21 protein-coding genes are annotated in these 22,112 nt (G+C 63.5%); 12 read left to right on the top strand and 9 right to left on the bottom strand.

The window, feature by feature from the left end; all coding sequences use genetic code 11:
• The first annotated feature begins 532 nt into the window (after positions 1–532).
• From GA566_RS21060 to GA566_RS21050, 3 genes are all read left to right on the top strand, one after another.
• On the top strand, positions 533–814 hold the full coding sequence (locus tag GA566_RS21060; protein WP_008651272.1) for an HU family DNA-binding protein: 282 nt from the start codon (positions 533–535) through the stop codon (positions 812–814).
• Positions 815–973: 159 nt separating this feature from the next.
• The gene (locus tag GA566_RS21055) at positions 974–1,462 is read left to right on the top strand and encodes an acyl-CoA thioesterase (RefSeq protein WP_137923700.1); all 489 of its coding nucleotides are present in this window, start codon (positions 974–976) and stop codon (positions 1,460–1,462) included.
• Positions 1,459–1,938, top strand: coding sequence for a CreA family protein (locus tag GA566_RS21050; RefSeq protein WP_370459336.1), 480 nt, complete (start codon positions 1,459–1,461; stop codon positions 1,936–1,938). The genes GA566_RS21055 and GA566_RS21050 overlap by 4 nt, the downstream gene beginning before the upstream one ends.
• A gap of 47 nt (positions 1,939–1,985) precedes the next feature.
• Here the strand turns inward: GA566_RS21050 and GA566_RS21045 are convergent, their stop codons facing one another.
• The 3 genes from GA566_RS21045 to GA566_RS21035 all read right to left on the bottom strand — a co-directional run bounded on the left by GA566_RS21045 (position 1,986) and on the right by GA566_RS21035 (position 5,691).
• On the bottom strand, positions 1,986–3,749 hold the full coding sequence (locus GA566_RS21045) for a class I adenylate-forming enzyme family protein (protein ID WP_137923699.1): 1,764 nt from the start codon (positions 3,747–3,749) through the stop codon (positions 1,986–1,988).
• A gap of 84 nt (positions 3,750–3,833) precedes the next feature.
• Entirely contained in the window at positions 3,834–4,598 is a 765-nt protein-coding gene (locus tag GA566_RS21040) for an SDR family oxidoreductase (RefSeq protein ID WP_137923698.1), read from the bottom strand.
• Between the two features lie 196 nt (positions 4,599–4,794).
• Entirely contained in the window at positions 4,795–5,691 is an 897-nt protein-coding gene (locus GA566_RS21035) for an arylamine N-acetyltransferase (protein WP_160473933.1), read from the bottom strand.
• A 176-nt stretch (positions 5,692–5,867) separates the two neighbouring features.
• Between GA566_RS21035 and GA566_RS21030 the strand changes: the two genes are divergently transcribed.
• Together GA566_RS21030 and GA566_RS21025 are read left to right on the top strand one after the other, a co-directional pair.
• Positions 5,868–6,365, top strand: coding sequence for an Mpo1-like protein (locus tag GA566_RS21030; RefSeq protein WP_160473932.1), 498 nt, complete (start codon positions 5,868–5,870; stop codon positions 6,363–6,365).
• Positions 6,366–6,641: 276 nt separating this feature from the next.
• Complete coding sequence (locus GA566_RS21025; RefSeq protein WP_137923695.1) at positions 6,642–7,103, top strand: HU family DNA-binding protein; 462 nt, start codon at positions 6,642–6,644, stop codon at positions 7,101–7,103.
• A 167-nt stretch (positions 7,104–7,270) separates the two neighbouring features.
• Here GA566_RS21025 and GA566_RS21020 read toward each other — a convergent pair whose 3' ends face one another.
• Positions 7,271–8,263 (bottom strand): isopenicillin N synthase family oxygenase, encoded by a 993-nt coding sequence (locus GA566_RS21020; RefSeq protein ID WP_137923694.1) that lies wholly within the window; start codon positions 8,261–8,263, stop codon positions 7,271–7,273.
• Between the two features lie 319 nt (positions 8,264–8,582).
• Positions 8,583–9,575 carry a zinc-dependent alcohol dehydrogenase family protein gene (locus GA566_RS21015; protein WP_160473931.1) on the bottom strand — a complete coding sequence of 331 codons (993 nt, stop codon included), beginning with the start codon at positions 9,573–9,575 and terminating at the stop codon, positions 8,583–8,585.
• 120 nt (positions 9,576–9,695) lie between these two features.
• On the opposite strand from GA566_RS21015, the gene GA566_RS21010 reads away from it, so the two are divergent.
• A complete protein-coding gene (locus tag GA566_RS21010) occupies positions 9,696–10,580 on the top strand; it encodes a LysR family transcriptional regulator (RefSeq protein WP_160473930.1) in 885 nt (294 codons plus the stop codon).
• A gap of 64 nt (positions 10,581–10,644) precedes the next feature.
• Here GA566_RS21010 and kdgD read toward each other — a convergent pair whose 3' ends face one another.
• On the bottom strand, positions 10,645–11,559 hold the full coding sequence (kdgD, locus tag GA566_RS21005) for a 5-dehydro-4-deoxyglucarate dehydratase (protein ID WP_137923691.1): 915 nt from the start codon (positions 11,557–11,559) through the stop codon (positions 10,645–10,647).
• Between the two features lie 434 nt (positions 11,560–11,993).
• On the opposite strand from kdgD, the gene GA566_RS21000 reads away from it, so the two are divergent.
• From GA566_RS21000 to yjjJ, 3 genes are all read left to right on the top strand, one after another.
• Positions 11,994–13,352, top strand: coding sequence for an MFS transporter (locus GA566_RS21000; protein ID WP_137923690.1), 1,359 nt, complete (start codon positions 11,994–11,996; stop codon positions 13,350–13,352).
• Between the two features lie 16 nt (positions 13,353–13,368).
• Positions 13,369–14,952: a galactarate dehydratase gene (garD, locus tag GA566_RS20995; protein ID WP_160473929.1), complete on the top strand. Its 1,584-nt coding sequence runs from the start codon at positions 13,369–13,371 to the stop codon at positions 14,950–14,952.
• 181 nt (positions 14,953–15,133) lie between these two features.
• Positions 15,134–16,489, top strand: a complete 1,356-nt coding sequence (gene yjjJ / locus GA566_RS20990) for a type II toxin-antitoxin system HipA family toxin YjjJ (protein ID WP_160473928.1) — start codon at positions 15,134–15,136, stop codon at positions 16,487–16,489.
• A gap of 10 nt (positions 16,490–16,499) precedes the next feature.
• Here the strand turns inward: yjjJ and GA566_RS20985 are convergent, their stop codons facing one another.
• From GA566_RS20985 to GA566_RS20975, 3 genes are all read right to left on the bottom strand, one after another.
• Complete coding sequence (locus tag GA566_RS20985; protein WP_160473927.1) at positions 16,500–16,868, bottom strand: 5-carboxymethyl-2-hydroxymuconate Delta-isomerase; 369 nt, start codon at positions 16,866–16,868, stop codon at positions 16,500–16,502.
• A 77-nt stretch (positions 16,869–16,945) separates the two neighbouring features.
• A complete protein-coding gene (locus GA566_RS20980; RefSeq protein WP_237380555.1) occupies positions 16,946–17,824 on the bottom strand; it encodes an IclR family transcriptional regulator in 879 nt (292 codons plus the stop codon).
• An 8-nt stretch (positions 17,825–17,832) separates the two neighbouring features.
• Positions 17,833–19,413 (bottom strand): class I adenylate-forming enzyme family protein, encoded by a 1,581-nt coding sequence (locus GA566_RS20975; protein ID WP_160473926.1) that lies wholly within the window; start codon positions 19,411–19,413, stop codon positions 17,833–17,835.
• A 313-nt stretch (positions 19,414–19,726) separates the two neighbouring features.
• On the opposite strand from GA566_RS20975, the gene GA566_RS20970 reads away from it, so the two are divergent.
• From GA566_RS20970 to GA566_RS20960, 3 genes are read left to right on the top strand one after another with little or no spacing between them, the layout of a single operon-like run.
• On the top strand, positions 19,727–20,026 hold the full coding sequence (locus GA566_RS20970; protein WP_137923685.1) for a DUF3649 domain-containing protein: 300 nt from the start codon (positions 19,727–19,729) through the stop codon (positions 20,024–20,026).
• The gene (locus GA566_RS20965) at positions 20,026–21,678 is read left to right on the top strand and encodes a PepSY domain-containing protein (RefSeq protein ID WP_137923684.1); all 1,653 of its coding nucleotides are present in this window, start codon (positions 20,026–20,028) and stop codon (positions 21,676–21,678) included. The genes GA566_RS20970 and GA566_RS20965 overlap by 1 nt, the downstream gene beginning before the upstream one ends.
• The gene (locus GA566_RS20960) at positions 21,675–22,064 is read left to right on the top strand and encodes a DUF3325 domain-containing protein (RefSeq protein ID WP_237380552.1); all 390 of its coding nucleotides are present in this window, start codon (positions 21,675–21,677) and stop codon (positions 22,062–22,064) included. Before GA566_RS20965 ends, GA566_RS20960 begins: the two co-directional genes overlap by 4 nt.
• The last annotated feature ends 48 nt before the right edge of the window (positions 22,065–22,112 follow it).

Genomic DNA, 22,112 nt, shown 5'->3' with positions numbered 1-22,112 from the left:
GAAAAGGCGGCAAAACGGGGAAATTCGCGCAAACACGGTGCGAAATGCACTGGGACGGCGCTCTTCAGCCGGGCTTCCGGACGGCATCGGCGCCGCTGACGCTGGAAAGGGAGGTAGTTATCCAGCAATGCGAGAGACCTTATGCGCCAGATTGACGCATTTGCGGCGATGCAGCAGACCCGAAAAGGTGCATGGAAATTTCCTGCACCATCGTGATGCTTTGCGCTTGGGCGGAATAATCGAAGGCGGGGGAGCATATTATTGCTGACACGCCACTTTTTCGATCTATTCTCGGTTTCTCACCCAAGTGCGCCGTTCTTTACATGAAATTCAAATAATGTGATGTCGCGATCTGGGAAACAGAGGGGTAAAACGCCCGCTAAGTGTTGCCACAGAACGATTTGCGGCGGTTTTCGTTGCATTGGTGCCACTGGGGATTGCTCAAGCCTTAATGGGCAGATTAGACTGCGCCGATCGGACTTTTTGCCACTTGGCATAAGTCCGGTGACGACGACCAACAAGGGAAACAGCCATGAATAAAGGTGAACTGGTATCGGCCATCGCCGCGGAAGCAGAACTCAGCAATGCCGCCGCCGAGCGCGCGCTGAACGCTGCGCTGGACAGTATCAAGAAGGCAGTAGCCAAGGGTGACTCCGTCACGCTGGTGGGTTTTGGCAGCTTCAGCTCGGGCAAGCGTGCCGCCCGTACCGGTCGCAATCCGCGTACTGGTGAAACCATCAAGATCCCGGCAGCAAAGACGGTGAAGTTCTCCGCCGGCCAAGGTTTCAAGGACGCCGTGAACAAGAAGAAGTAAGCGCATCACGTCTGCGGAGTACAGAGAGCGGCCTGCGGGGCCGCTTTTCTTTTTTGTGCCGGGTCTCTTCTCGCGGAATTCCTATCTCTATTCGTGCCATTGCGAGGCGTGTCGCGTTACACTGCCCGCGCCTCAGGCTCGAATTCTGGATTTTCAGCGATGAACGATTTGTCCCACCAGCTTTCCATGACCGTGCTGATGACGCCGGACATGGCCAATTTCTCCGGCAATGTCCACGGCGGCACCATTCTGAAGTACCTGGACATGGTCGCGTATGCCTGCGCCAGCCGCTACGCCGGCCGCTACGTGGTGACGCTCTCGGTGGACCAGGTGATGTTCCGCCAGCCGATCCACGTAGGCGAACTCGTGACGTTCCTTGCCGCCGTCAACTTCACGGGCCGCAGCTCGATGGAGATCGGAATCAAGGTGGTGACGGAAAATATCCGCAGCAAGGTTGTGCGCCACACCAATAGCTGCTATTTCACGATGGTTGCCGTGGACGACAACGGTGCGCCCGCCGAGGTGCCGCCGCTGCAGCCGCGCGACGAAGTGGAGCGCCAGCGCTTCGAGGCCGCCAAGCAACGCCGCGCGCTGCGCCAGGAAATGGAACGCAGGCACGACGAGATCAAGGGAGCAACATCGGAATGAGCGTCAGGAACGTCGTCAGGACTGGGCTGTGCGTCATGGTGGCGTGCTTTGCAGCCGCCGTCCATGCCGAGGAAATCGGCAGCGTATCGACGAATTTCCGCATGACGGGTTCCGACAAGGTCGTCATTGAGGCCTACGATGACCCGCAAGTGGACGGCGTGACGTGCTATGTCTCGCGGGCGCGCACCGGTGGTATCAAGGGCTCTCTCGGTATGGCCGAGGACCCGCCGGAGGCGTCGATTGCCTGCCGTCAGGTGGGCACCATCGCGTTCAAGGGCCCGCTGAAGGCACAGGAGGACGTGTTCTCCGAGCGCATGTCGATCCTGTTCAAGACGCTGCACGTGGTGCGTGCGGTGGACCGCAAGCGCAATACGCTGGTCTACCTGACCTATTCGGACCGCATCGTCAGTGGTAGCCCGCAGAATGCGGTGACGGCCGTGCCGGTGCCGGCGGGGACGCCGATCCCGGTGAAATAAGCGAGTCGAATGAGGGCGGACCCGAGAGCCCGCCCGACCCGCTGGACCTAATCGAACAGCTTGCGCAGGTTCGACTTCAAGATCTTCCCGTTCGGATTGCGCGGCAACATCTCGTCCAGCACGATGATCCGCACCGGCACCTTGAACCCCGCAATCCGCTCGCGCACAAACGCCTGTAGCTCGGTTTCGCTCGCCGCCATCCCCGGCTTGAGACTCACCACCGCGGCCGGTTCCTCTCCCAGCGTCCGGTGCGCGATGCCCACCACAGCGGCATCCATGATCGACGGATGCGCATACAGCGCGCTTTCCACCTCGATGCAGTAGATGTTTTCGCCACCGCGAATCAGCATGTCCTTCATGCGATCCACGATGTACACGAAGCCGTCTTCGTCGAGACGCGCCACGTCGCCAGTGCGCAACCAGCCGTCGGAAAACGTCTTGGCCGTGGCCTCGGGCTTGTTCCAGTAGCTGTGGACCACATTGGCGCCGCGCACCATCAACTCGCCAATCTCGCCCACGGGCAGCGCGTTGCCGAACCCGTCATCGATCTTCATCTCGCCGATTGGCAGGGACGGGCCGCTGCTATCTGCGCGATGCACGTATTCCTCGGCGCTGTGGCTCGTGAACGTGGCCGACGTTTCCGTCATGCCCCAGCCAATGCCTGGCGCAGCTTTTGGAAACGCTTCCTGGATGCGCCGCACCAGTTCCGGCGAAGCGGGCGCGCCACCGTAATGCATGTTTTCCAGCGACGACAGGTCAAAGGCTGCGCGTTGTGGATGTTCGATGATCTGCCATGCGATGGTAGGCACACCACCTGCCGAAGTGCACCGCTCGGTCTCGATCAGGCCCATGGCACGTAGCGTGTCCCACCGATGCATCAGCACGATCTTGCCGCCCACGGCCAGCGCGCCATTCAGGACCGACATGCAGCCCGTGACGTGGAAGAACGGCACGGCCAGTAGCGCGGCTTTCTGTGGCGCATTGGGGTCCGGTTCCGGCACGGGTTCGCCGCGCCGCAGCAGGTTGCGCAGCGGGCTGAACTGCCCGCAGACCGCTACCGAGCACGCGTTGCGATGGGTTCCCACGGCGCCCTTGGGCTTCCCGGTGGTGCCTGACGTGTAGAAGATCGTGGCATCGTCCTCGGGGTCGAGCGGGACGATGGGCAGCGATTGCGAGGGCAGGGTGCCCCACGTGCGGGATTCGCCAATCACTGAAGCCAGCGGCACGATGCGTGGATCGTCGAAGCTGGCATCCTCTGGCGCACGCGAGACATAGATGCGTTCCAGCGCGGGGCATTGCGGCAGGTGTTCGAGAATGCGGTCGAGCCGCTCGAAATCGACGATGGCGATCTTGCTGCCCGAGTCGGCCAGCCCATATTGCAGTTCGGGGCCGGTCCACCAGGCATTGAGCGGCGTGACGATGGCGCCGGTCAGCAGGCCTGCGTAGAAGGCCACGGGCCATTCAGGCAGGTTGCGCATGGCCACGGCCACGCGATCGCCGCGGTGCACACCGTCGCGCACAAGCTGATGCGCCAGCGCCGTGGCGGCAAGCACGAACGCGCGATAGCTGACGCGCTCCCCCTCATAGACCACGAAGGTGCGCTCGCCCCACGCGGCCGCTACCAGGAACAGGTCGCGCAGCGTGGGTGGCGCGTTCTTCCACACGGTGGTGGGCACGCCCCGGATCACGCGTGTTTCAGTTTCGAACGGCGCGCCAGGCGCAGTGAGCCGGGCGTGGGCCTCGGCAATCGACATGACCGGCCACTGGCCGGCAGGTGTTGCGTGTTGCGGTTGCTGCGGTTGATGCGACATGCATGGCCTCCCGCGAGAAACTGCCCATGAACGAGCAGGAGGGCAGCCGGGCGGCGGCCCTCCCCAGGTCACTCAGGTAACGACTCAGATCGTCACGCCACCGTCCACGACCATCGCCTGTCCGGTCATGAACGTGCTGGCTGCCGATGCCAGGAAGCATGCAGCGCCGGCAATCTCCACCGGCTCGCCAATGCGGCGCAGCGGGGCGTTTTCCGTCGATTGCTTGTAGCGGACCGGATCTTCCCAAAGGGCTCGCGCGAAGTCCGTCTTGATCAGCCCCGGAGCGATGCAGTTCACGCGCACGTTGTGCGGCCCGAACTCCACGGCAAGGTTGCGGGCAAGTTGGAAGTCGGCGGCCTTCGAGACGTTGTAGACGCCAATCGTAGGCGACCCACGCAGGCCGCCAATCGACGACACGATGATGATCGAACCATCCTTTCGATCAATCATCTGCGGCGCCACCATCTGGATCAGCCAGTGATTGGAAATCACGTTGTTGTCGAGCACCTTGCGGAACTGCTCGTCCGTGACGCCGCTCATCGGCCCGTAGTAGGGGTTGGATGCCGCATTGCATACCAGCACGTCCACGCGGCCAAATACGCGGTTGGTCTCGTCCACCAGATGCTGCAGTGCTTCCTTCGACGAGATATTGGCCGCAACCGCCAGCGCAGTGCCCGCGCCGTGCTTCGCATTGATGGCGTCGGCCACTTCCTGGCAGCCTTCGATCTTGCGCGAGGAAATGACGACTTTGGCACCCTGCACGGCCAGTTGCTCGGCAATGGCGCGGCCGATACCGCGCGAAGAACCCGTGATGATAGCTACCTTGCCCGACAGATCGAACAATGACATGGTGGATGTCTCCTGATGGATGGCAGCGGTCCTGGCCGCCACCTGATTCGTGAATGAGCCGGAACATTATGGGCAACCACCCGCCGCTCAGTCCACCGGCCAAGGGCCGCGACCGACCCGTTATCAGCAAATGTTCTGCGGGCAATGCGCGCGATGCATGGCTATATCCTGCAGCGCAGAATTTCAGTTCGTCGGTTCAGGTTGTGCGGTATGCCAGGAGGATCTCGGGCAGGCGCGCCGTCAGGGCAGCGCGAAGATCGTCGTCCAGGCGGATGCCGAAGCGCCCGGTGAGCAACTCGATCACGGCCGCGGCGGAAGGCAGCACCTGCTTGCGTATCTGTCCGTCCGAGGGGCGCTCGGTGAAATCGGCGTTCGCCAATGCGAGCCGTGTGCCATCGGGCTCGATGCGGGCCGCCATCAGCGTCGTTGTGAAGTGGCTCTCCGGATGGGTGGACACGTACCAGTTGCGGGCCACGTAATCGATTTGCGGCTGCGGTGTCAGGTCGAAGCGATACATGACGCGCCATGCGTCCGCTTCCGCCGTTTCCCCGCCATCGCCGACGGTCATGTCGTACAGGTGAAAGGCTCCGCCAGCCTCTGCAGGTGGCACAGGTTGCAGCCGATGGAGCTTCTGCGGCGCGATCGGCGAAGACAGCGGCAGCGCAAATGCGGGCGTGGGACCACCGAACCCGACATCGGCAATATGGCTTTCGTGGGCCACTTCCACGCGCAACAGCATGTGCGTCAAGCCTGTGCGTGCCGAGGCCGGCATGTTCCAGCGCACGCGCGCGGCCAGCGGCGTTACGCAAAAACCCAGCGATTTCAGGCCCGCGCAGAAAAGCGTGTTGAGTTCGAAGCAGTAGCCCCCGCGGCCCTGATACACGAGCTTCTCCAAGACTGACGGCAGGTCGATGGCTACGCGGCGACCTGTCAGCGAGTTCAGGTTCTCGAATGGCAGATGCCGCAGATGGCTGGCGATCAACGCGTCGAGGGTTTCCAGCGTCGGTGGCGTGGGCTGATCGAAGCCGATGCGCCGCAGCCACGCTTCGCGTTGATCGGCAGTCAGGGCAGGTATCTGGTCGGCGTCGAGCATGGCGAGGGGAGAAGGAAGATTAGTGGAGTGCCTCGAACGGCGGGTTAACGCCGGGTTTTTGCTATTCCGCAGCGCTTTTCGCGTGACTACTATAAATCGACCTCGAAACCCGGCGGGCATCGTGGTTTCGCTACGTTGCAGCATTCGAGACCGGCATACATTCCAGGAGACCCCACGTGAAAACCCTGATCGATCATCTGTCCCAGTACGCCGCCTATCACCGCGACTCACGCAACGTCGTCACCCACTTCGTAGGTATCCCGATGATCGTGCTGGCCGTGACCGCGCTGCTGGGACGCCCTGCAATGCCGCTGGGCGAGGGGGGCGTGGCACTGACACCGGCCATCGTCGTCTACGCACTCGCTTGCCTGTTCTATCTGCGGCTGTCGCTCGGATTCGGCGTGGCGATGGCCGTGATCCTCGCGGCGTTCGTCTGGGCAGGCGCGTGGATCGCGGCGTTTTCCACGACGGCATGGCTGGCCAGCGGCATCGGTCTGTTCGTGCTCGGCTGGATCATCCAGTTCGTGGGGCACTACTACGAGGGACGCAAGCCGGCTTTCGTCGACGACCTTGTCGGGTTGCTGGTCGGCCCGCTTTTCCTCGTGGCGGAAACCGCTTTTGCACTGGGCCTGGCGCACGAAACACGCGACGCGATGGCTGCGCACGCGCATTGATTCGCGGAAACTTTTGCGCGTTTGCAGCGTCTGTCAGACGCGAAAGTGGGGGTACGTAGCGCTCCGCAGAGAGTTTCCTGACGCAAAGCAGCGACAAAACACGGGGTTTTTACTTGGTTTGACCTGCCGCATGTGAGAAAACCCCTTTACTTCTGGCCGTTTCCGCTATGATTCAGTGCGTGCCGGCCAGCATGGTTCACGACTCTGCAAACGACTAGCGTCAGGCAGTGATTGCGAATCGGCCGGAACGACAATCTTCAACTCTCGTATATCGACATGGCGACCAAAGCGAAACCGACCGCGAAGACTGCAACCAAGGCTCCTGCCAAGAAGGCAGCAGCAACCAAGGCACCCGTAAAGGCTGCCGCAAAGAAGGCCGCCGCTCCGGCCAAGAAGGCTGCTCCGGCCGCTGCTCCGACTCCGAAGCCGCTGAAGGACACCTTCAACAAGTCGAGCCTGGTCGCTCACCTGGTAGCGCAAACCCAGCTCGAAGCCAAGGCCGTGAAGACGGTTCTGGCCCATCTCGAAAACACCATCGTTAGCGCGCTGAACAAGAAGGGCGCTGGCGAATTCACGCTGCCGGGCCTGCTGAAGGTCACCGCACAACAAGTGCCGGCCAAGAAGAAGCGCTTCGGCAAGGACCCGTTCACGGGTGAAGAGCGTTGGTTCCCGGCCAAGCCGGCCAGCGTCAAGGTCAAGGTCCGTCCGCTGAAGAAGCTGAAGGACGCTGCGGCCTGATAGCCCGATCCCTTTGGTAGTCGCCTGTCCACCTTCGGGTGGACGGCTTGAAACCCCACGCTTGAGAAAGCGTGGGGTTTTTTGTTGGGGGTTTGGTTTGTGTTTGCCCTGTTTTTCTCCCCTCTCCCACTGCATGGGAGAGGGGAGCAAGCCCATCGGTGCTTGAATCAATAAGCCTTGAAATTAGCCGCCACCCGTTGCTTCAGGAACTCCCCCGCAGTGATCGCCGGATACAACTTTGACGGGCCTTCGATCATGGCGTTGCGGTTGGCCTGGCAGAAGAACGCCAGGCTGTAGCGCGGTCCCATGTATTCGCCCGGTACCGGATTGCGTACGCGATGGAAATTCGAAGGCAGGCGGTCGTCGCTCCAGCGCATCAGCATGTCGCCGATGTTGCAGGTGATGACGTCCTCGTCGGGCGGGATCGGGGTCCATGCCTGCGCTTCCATTTCCTTGCCGGGGCAAACCTGCAGGCCACCTTGACCCTGCCGTTGGAACAGCAGCGTCAGGCAATCGAAATCGGTGTGCGCGCCAGCGCGCCACAGTTCGAGCTTGTCCTGCGCTTCGGGCGGGATGGCGTAGTAGTGGAGCAGGCGCAGCGTGCTCTGGTAGTCGGGCGCGGACGGGTCATGCGCACGCGTGAAGAAGTCGCTGTCGAAGCCGAGTTTGTCCGCAAAGCACGACAGCACCTTCATGCCCACTTCCCAGGCTTGCCGCTCGAAGGCCAGCATCGTGGCCTGGAAGCCTGCCAGTTCTTCGTCAGTCGGCCATAGCGGTGCCATATGCGGCCGCGTAATTTGATATGACTCTTTCTGGTCCGGCGTTCCCGTGGAGGGACGCACCTGCGCGCGCGATTCCCATCCGGCGTTGTTGGCCTTCTGCAGCGGATACTGGGCCTTTACCGAATCGGGCAGCGCGAAGAACCGTTCGGTCATCGCAAAGGCCTCACGCGCGGCGGCCAGTTCGATGCCGTGGTTTTCAAGCTGGAAGAAGCCGATATCGGTGGCGGCCTGCCAGAGCTGGTCGCTGATCTCCGCCTTGCGCTGGTCGAAGTCCGACAGGTCGATGCGCCGGATCTCGCGCGCATCGGTCTCGAAGCCATGCGCGCCCATGCGCGATTCGCGGGCCAGTTCGTGAAGGGGGAGGGTGGTGTCAGTCATGTCGTTCCGGGTTCAGGAAAGGTGAACGGGCCGGCCGACGGGGGAGCGGGATGCCAGGACAAGGCTCTCGATCTCCGCCGTGGCGCGGACATCAAGAGCAATTTCCTGCCGCCCTTCGGAAAGAAGGGATGGGGCGGTTGAACGCTTCTACTCTTCGCTATGCACTGAGCAGGTTTCGGGCCAGCCGGTTTGGTGCGTAAAGCCGGTCCTGGCAAATGGCACATACGCTGAATTCACCGGAATGACGCATCGCACGTTGCAAGTTGGTGCGCTGGAATGGGCCGGATCGGTGCCATGCCAATGCTTGACCGTGACGCCTTCAATCCAGTTCGACCACGATCTTGGCGCGTGCCGTGCCCCCCGCAACGACTTCGTAAGCCTGCTCTGCCTGGACCATCGTGAAGCGCCGCGGATCCACGACGGGACGCAACTGTCCGCTTTCCGCCAGACGCGTGGCCTCGGCCAACATCTCGCCATGATGCGCACGCAGCTTGCCGGTCAATAGCGGATACAGCGTGAACACACCGGAGTAGGTGGCTTCGCGGAAGGACAGCGGCGCCAGCGCATGCGTTCCCCACCCCAGCGCGCTGACCACATGGCCGAAGTGTCTGACAGCGGCGAATGAGGCATCGAGCGTGGGGCCGCCGACCGTGTCGACAACGAGATCGAATCCTTCGCCCTGGGTCAACTCGGCCACGTACTGCTCAACCGTCTGCGCGCGATAGTCGATGGGCGTCGCGCCCAGTTCGGCGACCAGATCGAGATCCTTCGCACTGGCAGTGGCGAATACCGACGCACCGAGAGCACGCGCCAGTTGCACCGCGATATGTCCGACGCCGCCGGCACCGCCCTGCACGAGCACGGTCTGACCGGCCCCAAGGTGTGCACGATCGACGATGCCCGCATAGGCTGTGATGAAGGCCAGCGGCAACGCGGCGGCCTCTCGCATCGACAGGTTGCGCGGCTTGCGGGCCAGCAGGGCGGCGTCGACGGCTGCGTACTGGGCAAGAGAACCCTGGATGCCGCCCACGCCGCCTGTCATGCCATAGACATCGTCACCCGGCTGGAAAGCGGTCACGCCTGCGCCGATTGCCTCTACCGTGCCCGCCATGTCGATGCCGAGGACGAGCGGCAACGGATGCCGGGCGTGCGCGGCGGCGCCAGCGCGGATCTTGGTGTCGAGCGGATTGAGGCCGCTCGCTGCGATGCGCACCAGCACCTGTCCCGGACCCGGTTCGGGCCGCTGCAGCGTGGTGGATACGAGTGGGCCGCCGTATTGATTCAGCACCAGAGCTTGCATGGTCGATGTCATGTTCTGCCTTCCTTTCGGTCATCACGCGATGCGGTCTTGCATTCCGCGTGTCATGGCATTCATCATGTGCCATGCGGAATCGCATGAAAATCAACAATATCGAATGGCACCCAATCGAAAATGCATGGGCTAAAGCTGGAGTGGAGTGATCTGCGCATTTTCCTGGCGATCGCACGAGCCGGGACGCTTGGCGGCGCTGCGAAGCTCATCGGCCAGACACAGCCGACCATGGGACGCCGTTTGCGCACACTGGAGGAGGCAGTGGGGCAACTGCTGTTCCACCGCACCACCGAAGGTCTGGTGTTGACCGATGAGGGCAACGCCGTGCTGGTGTATGCCGAGCGCATGGAAGAGGAAGCGCTGGGGCTGGCACGCGCACTGGCTGGGCACGGCAATGCGCTGGCGGGGCCGCTGCGCGTTACGTCGTCCGACTGGTTCGGCATGTATGTGCTGACGCCGGTCTTTGCACGTTTTCTTGGGCAACATCCGCTGGTGTCACTGGAACTGGTGACGGATTCGCGTCAGCACAGCCTGGCCCGCCGCGAAGCCGACCTGGCATTCCGCATCATGCCGTTCGAGGAAGCCGACGTTATCCAGCGCAAGCTCATGCACATGGAATATGCGTTGTATGGACACCGCGAACTGGTGGCGCCGCGTGCAGGAGACGGGACGGGCGCGGCACTCATCACGATGGATACGGCTTTCGATGCGCTGCCAGACGTGGCATGGGCGCGGCGGATGCTGCCGCAGGCGCGCACCGTGTATCGCAGCAACAACCGGGGTGTACAGGCGCGCATGTGTGTCGAGGGCGGCGGTTTCGCGGTGCTGCCGTGTCCGCTGGGCGATGTCATGCCGGATCTTGTTCGCGTCGATCTCGGCGAAGCGCCCCCCGGACGCGATGTCTGGTTCGGCTTTCACAAGGATCTGCGGCGGCTCGCCCGCTTGCGCGCCCTTGTGGATCTGACGATGGATTCGCTCGGCCAGGGCCAGGCGCCGAGCGAATAAAAAAAGCCGGCACAAGGCCGGCTTTCAAACTTCAACACTACAACTCAACGCAAATCGAGGATGCTTACTGCGGTCCGAGCTTCTTGATCAGGGCGTCCAGCATGCCGTGTTCTTCTTCGGTCAGGTCGGTCAGCGGTGCACGCACCGGACCGGCGTCGCGGCCCACCAGCTTGGCGCCGGCCTTGACGATCGACACGGCGTAGCCATGCTTGCGGTTGCGGATGTCCAGGTACGGCAGGAAGAAGTCGTCGATCAGGCGACCCACCGTGGCGTGGTCGTCAGCGGCGATGGCGCGATAGAACTCCATCGCGGTCTTCGGGATGAAGTTGAACACGGCCGACGAGTACACGGGCACGCCCAGTGCCTTGTAGGCGGCGGCGTAGACTTCGGCGGTGGGCAGGCCGCCCAGGTACGACAGGCGATCGCCCAGCTTGCGGCGCACGCGCACCATCGCTTCGATGTCACCCACGCCGTCCTTGAAGCCGATCAGGTTCGGGCACTTGTCCACGACCTTGGCCAGCAGATCCGCACCGATGCGCGAGTTGGCACGGTTGTACACGATCACGCCGCACTTGGTGGCCTTGCAGACTTCTTCGATATGGTTGGCGATGCCGTCTTCGCTGGCTTCGGTCAGGTAATGCGGCATCAGCAGGATGCCGTGGGCGCCCAGGCGCTCGGCTTCCTTCGCGTACTCGATGGCCACGCGGGTCGGGCCACCGGCGCCGGCCAGGATGGGCACCTTGCCACGGCAGGTTTCCACCGCCGTGCGGATCACGTTGGAGTAATCCTGCTGCGTCAGCGAGAAGAACTCACCCGTGCCGCCAGCGGCAAACAGGGCGGTGGCGCCGTACGGGGCCAGCCATTCCAGGCGCTCTGCGTAGGTATCGGCGCGGAAGTTGCCTTGCTTGTCGAAATCGGTAATGGGGAACGAGAGCAGGCCCTCGGAGATGATCTGCTTGAGTTCTTGCGGAGTAGTCATGTCGCTCTTCCTGATCGCCACATGGCGAAATAGTGATGTTGGGGTGGAACAAGGGCGTCTTGTAGCTCGTTCCACCGTGTCGATGGCTTCGAGATAAGTCATCGTACAACTATCAACTTGACCATGCAAGCAATACGGTCGGATTTGAGGGAAAACCCCGTGTTCAGGTTGCTGCTAACCTGTCATCCGGGCACCTTGCCAGGTCCATTTCGGCATACCGTCCGGAAGGGGTGCATCACCCGCCAGACCGCAAGCTAATTGAAAGCAGCCGTTTTTGGGCGCGATGCACGGCATGAGGGCGCGGTGCACCGACTCAGGGTAAACGCGCGCTGTGTCAGGGGGAACCCGATCACTATAATTCTGGTCGTACGACGACATATCACAAGCCGGTCCCAACGCATTCCTGCATCAGGCCCCGGTTGTGAGGAGACCCGATGACCGCAACACCCACCACCGGCGCAGCTGCCGCCTCCGGCGCCCGCCGCACCAATGTCCGCTACTGGATCCTTGCCCTGATCTTCATCGTGACCACGGTCAACTACGCCGACCGGGCCACGCTATCCATCACCGGCCCCGCCATGCGCGAGGAGTTCGGCTTCACGGCTGTGCAGATGGGGTACATCTTCTCGGCGTTCAGCTGGGCCTACGTGATGGCGCAGATTCCGGGCGGCTGGATGCTCGACCGTTTCGGCGCCCGCCGCATCTACGCGGTGAGCATCTTCTTCTGGTCGCTGTTCACGCTGCTGCAAGGCTGGATCGGCATTTTCGGCACGGTTGGCGCCACGTTGTCCGCGCTGTTCGCGCTGCGCTTTGCGGTGGGCCTCGCGGAGTCGCCGGCGTTCCCGGCCAATGCCAAGGTTGTGGCGAGCTGGTTCCCCACGGATGAACGCGGCACGGCATCGGCCATCTTCAATGCGGCCCAGTATTTCGCTGCCGTGGTGTTCACGCCGCTGATGGCGTGGATCGTCCATAGCTGGGGCTGGCACCACGTCTATCTGTGGATGGGCATCATGGGCATGCTGCTGGCGCTGGTCTGGCTCAAGGTCATGCGCAGCCCGGCCACGCATCCGGCCGTGAATCCCGCCGAACTTGCGCACATCGAGCAGGGCGGCGGCCTGATCCACATGAACGAGGGCGAGGGCAAGGCGAAGGAAGCCAGCCCGACCGGCTGGTTCTACGCGAAGCAACTGCTGACGAATCGCATGCTGGCGGGCGTGTATCTGGGCCAGTACTGCGTCAACGTGCTGACGTACTTCTTCCTGACATGGTTCCCCGTGTACCTGGTGCAAGCGCGCGGCATGTCGATCCTGAAGGCAGGCTTCGTGGCCTCGCTGCCCGCGATCTGCGGCTTCCTCGGCGGTGTACTGGGCGGCGTGATCTCCGACGCGCTGCTGCGTCGCGGCCATTCGCTGACCCTGGCCCGCAAGGTGCCGATCGTCGCCGGCATGGCGCTGTCGATCTCGATGGTGGCCTGCAACTACGTGGATGCCGAGTGGCTGGTCGTGGCCATCATGGCGCTGGCGTTCTTCGGCAAGGGCATCGGCGCGCTGGGCTGGGCCGTGGTGGCCGATACGGCGCCCAAGGAAGTCATCGGCATGGCCGGCAGCATTTTCAACACGTTCGGCAACATTGCCGGCATCGTGACGCCAATCGTGATCGGCTATATCCTGAGCACGACGGGCTCGTTCAACGGCGCATTGGTGTTCGTCGGTATCAACGCCCTGGTCTGTGTGCTGAGCTACCTGGTGATCGTCAAGGACATTCGCCGCGTGGAACTGAAGCACCCCCAATAAAGAAGGAATCCCCCAAATGTCGGACTTGTCGGTTCAGAACGTGGCGGCGGCGCCCAAGCCGCTCTACATCCGCATCCACGCGAATGACAACGTGGCCATTGTTGCCAACGACGGCGGGCAGCCCGCCGGCACCGTGTTCCCGTGTGGCCTGACCCTGGTGGAACATGTGCCGCAGGGCCACAAAGTGGCGCTTGTGGACCTGAAGCAGGGCGATGCTGTGACGCGCTACAACGTGACCATCGGCTACGCGCTCAAGGATCTGCCGCGCGGCAGCTGGGTCAACGAGCGTGTCATCGAGATGCCCGTGGCGCCCGGCCTGACCGACCTGCCGATCTCCACGCGCCTGCCCGAGCCGCTGCCGCCGCTCGACGGCTATACGTTCGAGGGTTTCCGCAACCCGGATGGCTCGGTGGGTACGCGCAACATCCTGGCAATCACGGAGACCGTGCAGTGTGTGTCCGGCGTGGTGGATTTTGCCGTGCGACGCATCAAGGCCGAACTGCTGCCGAAATACCCGAACGTCGATGACGTAGTGGGTCTGGAGCACACCTACGGCTGTGGCGTGGCCATCGATGCGCCCGACGCCATCATCCCGATCCGCACGCTGCGCAACATCGCGCTGAATCCCAATTTCGGCGGCACCGCGATGATGGTGAGCCTGGGCTGCGAAAAGCTGCAGCCGGATCGCCTGATGCCGCCGGGAACCATCCCGATCCAGACCGGCGCTGGCGAAGTGCAGGTGGGCGTGGTCTGCCTGCAGGACGACAAGCATGTGGGCTTCGCGTCGATGATCGATTCGATCGTTGCGATGGCAGAGAGCCACTTGAAGACGCTCAATGCACGCAAGCGCGAAACGGTGCCCGTTTCCGAGCTCGTGGTGGGCGTGCAGTGCGGCGGCAGCGATGCGTTCTCTGGCGTGACCGCCAACCCGGCCGTGGGTTTCGCCACCGACCTGCTGGTACGCGCCGGCGCAACCGTGATGTTCTCGGAGGTGACCGAAGTGCGCGACGGCATCGACCAGTTGACCTCGCGCGCCGCTACACCCGAAGTGGCCGAGGCGATGATCCGCGAGATGGACTGGTACGACAAATACCTGGACCGCGGCCGCGCGGACCGCAGCGCCAACACCACGCCAGGCAACAAGAAGGGCGGCTTGTCGAACATCGTCGAGAAAGCCATGGGCTCGATCGTCAAGTCCGGTAGCGCACCCATCGCCGGTGTGGTCTCGCCGGGCGAGCGCGTCAAGACACGCGGCCTGAACTACACCGCCACGCCTGCCAGCGATTTCATCTGCGGCACGCTGCAAATGGCCGCCGGTATGAACCTGCACGTGTTCACCACGGGCCGTGGCACGCCGTACGGACTGGCCGAGGTGCCGGTCATCAAGGTGGCCACGCGCAGCGACCTCGCACGCCGCTGGCATGACCTCATGGACATCAACGCGGGCAGCATCGCCACGGGGGATGCCACCATCGAGGACGTGGGCTGGGAACTGTTCAACCTGATGATCGAGGTGGCGAGTGGCCGGAAGAAAACCTGGGCCGAGCACCATGGCCTGCAGAACTCCCTGGCACTGTTCAACCCGGCGCCGGTGACCTGATCGGGGAGTGCGGGAGGGGTCTTAATTAACAAACAATAAGAAACAGAGCGATGTCGCTGCGTAAGCGCGACATCGCTCTTGTGCTTTTGAGGGCACTTCAAGCAAGCCCGGTCGCGATGCGTCGCAACCGATGGTATATTCCAGTATCTATTCATGATTCTATTCAAGAATCTATTCAGATATGGCTTCGCTCCCCGATCAGATCCGGTTCCGGCTCGCCGGTGGCCCGGCCACGGCGCGCCAACTCATTGAAAACCTTGGAGTTAGTCAGCCAACGCTGTCGCGCGCCATCCAGGGCATGGATGGCGAACTGGTTCGACTAGGCGCTGCCCGATCTATTCAATATGCCTTGCGTGACACTGCTCGCGGGTTTGGCGAAGTGCCGGTCTATCGCGTGTGTTCGGACGGTACGATCCGCGCGCTGGGCGATCTCATTCCCGTGCGGGCGGACGGCTTCGTGATGCGCGAAGCGGAGGGGGGCGTTACCCGTTTCAGCGACAGCCTGCCCTGGTGGCTGCTAGATATGCGGCCGCAGGGTTTTCTCGGTCGCGCCTATGCCGCGCGATATGCGCAGGGGCTGGGCCTGCCCGCCAATGTGGCCGAGTGGAACGATAGCCAGATCATGCGAAGTCTTATCGCGCAGGGCCAGGACGCCGTGGGCAATCTGTTGCTGGGCGACCTCGCGCGCGACCGCTTCCTGAGTGCCAAGGTGCCGAAGCCGCTCGCGGAAGCCGGAAAGGGATCGGTCTACGTGCGGCTGGCGCAAGAGGCTGCGCGGGGTGAGTTACCGGGATCATCTGCGGGTGGCGAGCAGCCCAAATTCACGGCCTATGTCGATACGACGCGTGGGCCACGGCATGTGCTGGTGAAGTTCACGCTCCCCGAAGACAACGCGATGACCGAGCGCTGGCGCGATTTGCTGCTGACGGAGCATCACGCGCTGGAGACACTCGTGGCGTCAGGCATCCGCGCGGCACGATCGCACGTCGTCGATCACGGTTCGCAGCGATTCCTGGAGGTGGAGCGATTCGACCGGGTCGGGCCGCTGGGACGTCGGGCGCTGTTCTCGCTGGAATCTGTCGAAGCGGAGTTCGCCGGTCAGGGCAGCGCCATCTGGCCGGTGATTGCCGCGCAACTTGCCAACGAGCGACATATCACGCCGGAGTCCGCAGAAAACGCCGCATTGCTCTATGCGTTCGGCACGCTGATCGGGAACACCGATATGCACAACGGCAATTTGTCCTTCACCAACGGCGATGCGCTGCACGCGCGTCCCTACGTGCTGGCACCGGCCTACGACATGCTGTCGATGGGATTCGCGCCGCGCGCGAGCGGCGCCTTGTCTAACACGCTGTTGCCGGCCAACTTGCGCTCCAGTGTGCCGAATGCAATCTGGATGCGTGCGTATAGCATGGCCGAAGACTACCTGAGCGGGCTGCGTGCCGAACGCCGCTTTTCCGCAGCATTCGGCCCGTGTCTGGATAGCCTCGCCACCCATATCAGGGAAGCAGGCGCGAAGGTCTCGCGCCTGGGGTAGCAGGGGCGATTCAGCCGCCAATCACCTGCTTGGCGAACGTCGCGCGTTCCATCTCCACGACATTCACCGTCACTTGCACGGACTGTCCTTCAGTGCCGGGCCGCACGCATTCTGCGATGGCGCTGGCAACACGTTCGCCAAGATCCTTGCGGATGGCCTGATCGCGGCCGTCGAGGATCTGGAGCGTGGCGTGCACGAAGCCACGATCACCCTGTTCGGTCCCGCGGCGATATGTGTCGAGCATGATCACGCGCGACTTGATCGACGGTTCATCGAACTGGCCGCTGGCGAGCAGTGCGGCATTGCACTCGTCGAGCAGTTCTTCCTTCGAGCGGGCCAGGCGGGTGTTTTCAGTGATTTCGACGATGAGGTGGGGCATGGGATCGGGTCGAGTGAGTGCGCAGAAAACCCGCATCGTACGGCAAACGCGGGGTTCCTGCTGTACTGGAATAACGCTCAGGCGGTGACGCCGAACGTGGCCTCGATCCTGCGGACGTGCTGTTGCAGCAGCGGGCGGACCTTCTCCAGCAAATGCGCCGGCGGCACCAGCGCGTTGGGTCCGCTGCAGCTCAGCGTCATGGGCGGCAGCGACGGGCCGGGGCGGAAGGCCAGCGCAATCGAGTTGATATCGGGCAGCCATTCGCCAAACGACGTGGTGCAGCCCAGCCGGCGATGCTCGTCGCGGCATTGCATCAACATGCTCTCGGCCGTGGGCGCGGGCGTCTTGTCATCGGTGCGGAACGCTGCCAGTGCCTGACGTTGCTCCGTGTTCGACAGCGCCAGCAGGTAGGCGCGGCCCGCCGCCGTGGTCAGCCCCGATACGCGGCTGCCCACGGGCACGCGCAGCGTCAGGTAGCTCTCGGCCTGGCAGTTCTCGAAAATCAGCATGCGGCCACGATCGCGCACGATGAGCGAGGCCACACCCTTCGACAGATCGGCCAGTTCCTGCATGAACGGACGCGCCACGGCCAGCACATCGGCGCCCTGTTGCGCGGCTGGGGCCAGCGCGAGCGCCGAACTGCCGAGGCGGTAGCGCACAGGATCGGTCAATGCCTGCAGGTAGCCGAGTTCGGTCAGCGTGTGCGTGAGCCGCGAGATCGTGGACTTGGGCAGGCCGCAGCGCTGCGCCAGTTCGGCATTGCCGAGTTCGCTGTCGAAGGCGCGGAAGCAGGCCAGCACGTCAAGGCCGCGCGCCAGGGCCGTGACGAAGTGGCGGTCTTCCTTGCGCACGCTTTCCTTCTTCGCTGGCGTGGCAGGGATGGTGGCGGCCTGCGTGGTGTCGAAAGTGTCCGGCGCAGTGGTCAGTGTCTGTTCCATATGTTTCATATGTTCCATGGCGTGGCTCACAGGTTGCCGGCTGCAAGCTGCTCGCGCAGCTTCGCCTTGAGAATCTTGCCGGACGGTGCGGCGGGCAGTTGCGTCACGATGCGCACTTCGGCGGGCATCTTGTACGGCGAGAGACGCTCGCGCAGGAAGGCGCGCAGCGCGGCCTCGTCGAGCGTCATTCCACCGCGTACCTCGACGAACGCGATGACTTCCTCGTTGCCCTCGATCGCCCGGCCTACCACTGCCGATTGCAGCACGGCGGGGAATGCGTTCAGCGATTGCTCGACTTCCTCGGGATACACGTTGAAGCCCGAGTGAATGATGATTTCCTTCGAGCGGCCCACGATGGACACTGCACCATCGGCGTCGATTCGTGCGAGGTCGCCGGTATGCAGCCAGCCATCGGTATCGATGGTCTGCGCGGTCAGGTCGGGGCGCTTGTAGTAGCCCTTCATCACGTTCGGGCCGCGCACCAGCAACTCGCCGCTGCCGTCGGGCAGGGGCGAGCCGAGCATGATCTCCACGTCGGGCACGGCCGCGCCCACGGAGCAATCGCTACGCGGCGTCTCCACGCGCGTCTGGCAGACCGTCGGCGATGTCTCCGTCATGCCATAGCCGTTGTGCAACACGATGCCGAATGCCTCTTCGAAGGCCGCCTTCAGCGTGGCCGTCAGCGGTGCGCCGCCGGACTGCGCCATCCGCAGCGCGGGCGTGCACAGGGACTGGCCGTTGGCACGGCTCCACTCGATGACCTTGGCGTACATGGCGGGCACGCCGTGTAGCACCGTCAGTTGTTGATCCACGAGTGCCCGAGCGAGTTTCTCGGGACGGAAGCGCGGCTCGTAATACACCGTGGCGCCGTTCGACACCGGGCCGACCAGCAACACCGACAAGCCATACACATGCGAGATCGGCAGCACGCCGTAGACGCGGTCGCCGGGTGCCACGCGCGACTGCAGCCGGTTGGAATGGCCGATGAACATCAGGTTGGCATGCGTCAGCATCACAGCCTTCGACGCGCCCGTAGTGCCCGTGGTGTAGATCATCGCCGCCACCTGCTGGCGTGGGTCGGCCTCCACCGGCTCCGTGACCGCCGCGTCATCGACGGCGCTGACCAGCAGGCGTCCGACATGGGTCCACTCGGCCCACTGCGCACCACGGGCGAGGCCATGCTCGCGCGCTTCGGGGAAATCGTTGTCGAGATAGAGCGTCACCCGCGCGCCGGCGTGCTCGACGATGTTAGCGATTTCACGCGCCGAGAGCCGCGCGTTGACGGGTACGGACCACGCGTCGATGGCGCTGAGCGCGAGCAGCAGCACGGCGCATCCCACGCTGTTCTCGGTCACCAGCACCACGCGATCGCCGCCCCGCACGCCGAGTTGCGTCAGGGTCTGGGCGGTCTCGCGGACGGCTTCATCAAGTTCCGCATAGCGCAACGCGCGGTGTGCGTCCATCACGGCAATGCGGTCGGGATGGCTGGCCACCCATGGCGCCATGGTCTGGTGCAGGCGAGCGAATGCTGGCTGGAAGGGAGGGTGCGATACAGGAATGGCGGACGCCGGGCCAGACTGGCCCGCCGGTGCGGCGGTACTGCTCATGTTGTCTCCAGGCAAGGCTCCGGCGTGAGTCCGCCGGTATTCGATGTGGTGCATCGTCCCATCCCAATCCTGCGGGCGTCAACCGCGTGGCGGAATGATGGTTCTGCCTGACGGAATCAACTGGCAAGTTTTGTGCGAATATCGCCGTCCTGTGTCTATCGCCAGGCACGCTCGGATGGTCGGCGATTTGTGGGAAATCGCGACATGTCTGCCAATGTCTGCTCATCCCAAACCCTACTCGTCACATAACGCGGCAGACATCGGAGATGGGAACGATTATCATGTGCGTTACTTTTTGAGACATCGTAGAAACATGAAGCAGGGGATTACGGTCGCATACCGCGCAGGCATTGCCTCGCGCGCCATCGCGGCCATTCTGGGTGGCTATGGCGTTGCGGCGCTGGCTACCGGCTGCCTGTCGCTGGTGCTGGCGCAGTGGGTGGGCATGGCGCGGGCCGAGGCTGTGGTGACCGCCACGCTGTTGTCGTTCCTCTGGTTTGCGCTGGCCGTGATCTGGGTGTTTGCCGCCGATTCGGCGCTGCGTGCGTGGATCGGTCTGGCAATTCCTGCTGCGGTCCTGGCATTGGGCTGGTTTGCCCTGGGTGGTGCGTGATGACTGAACTCAGAAAAGGTCAGGGGCTGCGCCAGGCCATGGCGTGGCTCCATACGTGGTCCGGCCTGCTGGTCTGCTGGTTCCTGTTCCTCGTGTTCTGCGGCGGCACGGCCAGCTATTACCGCGACGAGATTTCGGTGTGGATGAAGCCGGAGTTGCATGCATCGTTGAACAGCAAGGTCTCCGAGGTGGATGCCGCGCAGCGCGCTTACACCTTCCTGCAGCGTGAGGCGCCCAATGCGGAGCGCTGGTTTATTTCGTTGCCCGACGAGCGTAATCCCACGATCTCGCTGTTCTGGCTCCGCAAGCCGACCGCCGAGGACAAGGGCAAGAACAACCGCGCACGGCTTGAAACCCGAACGCTCGACCCGGCCACCGGCGAGCCGATTGCCGGTGCGCGCGACACCCGCGGCGGCGATTTCCTGTATCGGCTGCACTTCGACCTGCACTACATGCCGGCGATATGGGCGCGCTGGATCATCGGCTTCTGCACGATGTTCATGCTGGTGGCCATCATCAGCGGCGTGATCACGCACCGGCGCATCTTTGCCGATTTCTTTACGTTCCGCGCCAGGAAGGGACAGCGCTCCTGGCTCGACGCGCACAATGCCGTGGCCGTGCTGGCACTGCCGTTCCACTTGATGATCACCTACACGGGCCTGGTCACGCTGATGCTCTTGTACATGCCGTGGGGGATCCAGTCGGTGTACAAGGGCGACGAGCGCGCGTTCAACACCGAACTGGCCGCCCGTGCGCCGCGTAACCTGAAGGCGTCGAAGGACAGCGCGCCACTGGCGCCTATCGCGCCGATGATGGCGCAGGCCAATGCGCGCTGGAACGATAGCGGCATCCAGCGCATCACCGTCGAACAGCCCAACAACGCCAGCGCCACCGTGGCGCTCACGCGTCGCGATGAACGCAGCATGCGGACCACGCCGCCATCGATGGTCTTCACCGGACCCACCGGCGAGTTGAAGGCGACGCTGGGCGAGGAAATGGCCGGTGCCAGCGCCACGCGCTTCACGATGGTGGGCCTGCATGTGGCGCACTTCGCGCCAACATTGCTGCGCGTGCTGTTCTTCCTGTCCGGCATCGCCGGCACGCTGATGGTTGCCACGGGTGCCGTGATGTGGGCCGTCAAGACACGACAGCACCATGCCAAGCGCATTGCCGCCACGGGACGCACGCCGTTCGGCCTGCGGCTGGTGGAGGCCCTGAACCTGGGTGCGATTGCCGGTCTGCCGATCGCCTTCGCCACGTACTTCTGGGCCAATCGCCTGCTGCCCGTGGATATCCCGCAACGCTCGGCCGCAGAGATCCAGGCATTCTTTGCCGCCTGGGCGGCTGCTGCGGTGCTCGCGCAGATTCGGCCGACGCGCGGCATGTGGCGCGTGCAGCTATGGATCGGTGCGGCGCTGTTTGCCGGGCTGCCGGTGCTCAATGCCTTCACCACGTCCACGCACCTCGGCGTTACGCTGTTCCACGGCCCGGCTGTGGTGGCGGGCTTCGACCTGACCGTGCTCGCGCTGGGTATTGGCTTGGGAAGTGCCGCGTGGCTCGTCGGAAAACGCAAGGCGCCGCGCAAGGCTGCGGCCCCGAAAACGGCCAAGGCCACCCCGAGCAACGTGAAGGGTATCGAGGTGCCGCAATGAGCGATGTCGGGATGCTGCCGATCGGGCCTGCCTGCGTGGCCGGCCTGGGGTTCGCCGTCGCCGGTTTCACGTGGCTGGCGACCGCAATGGATCGCCATCACGCGGACATGTTCGGACGCGGCACGTCGCCGGAACCGGCACGCGCCAGGCGCCTGCGCTGGCAGGGGGCGTTTGCCCTGGCCCTGGCACTTGCGGCTTGCGTGCTGGCCGAGGGCTGGGCGTTTGGCGTGGTGTATTGGGGCGGGCTTCTCACGCTGGGTGCATTGACCGTGGCGGGAACGTTCTCCTGGGCACCGCACGCGTCGCCACGCGTGGCGCGGACGGCGGTGATCGTCGGGGTTCTCGCAACAACGCTATCGCCCTTGCTGGCGCCAGTCCACGGCTAGTCTTCGCCATCTGTCGGATGGTCTTCGAGCAACGCCACCAGAGCGTTG

The sequence above is a fragment of the Cupriavidus sp. SW-Y-13 genome (assembly GCF_009793345.1).
Taxonomy (GTDB): Bacteria; Pseudomonadota; Gammaproteobacteria; order Burkholderiales; family Burkholderiaceae; genus Cupriavidus.
The sequence above is the reverse complement of the archived record's forward strand: the minus strand, read 5'-3'. Positions and strand labels throughout refer to the sequence as shown.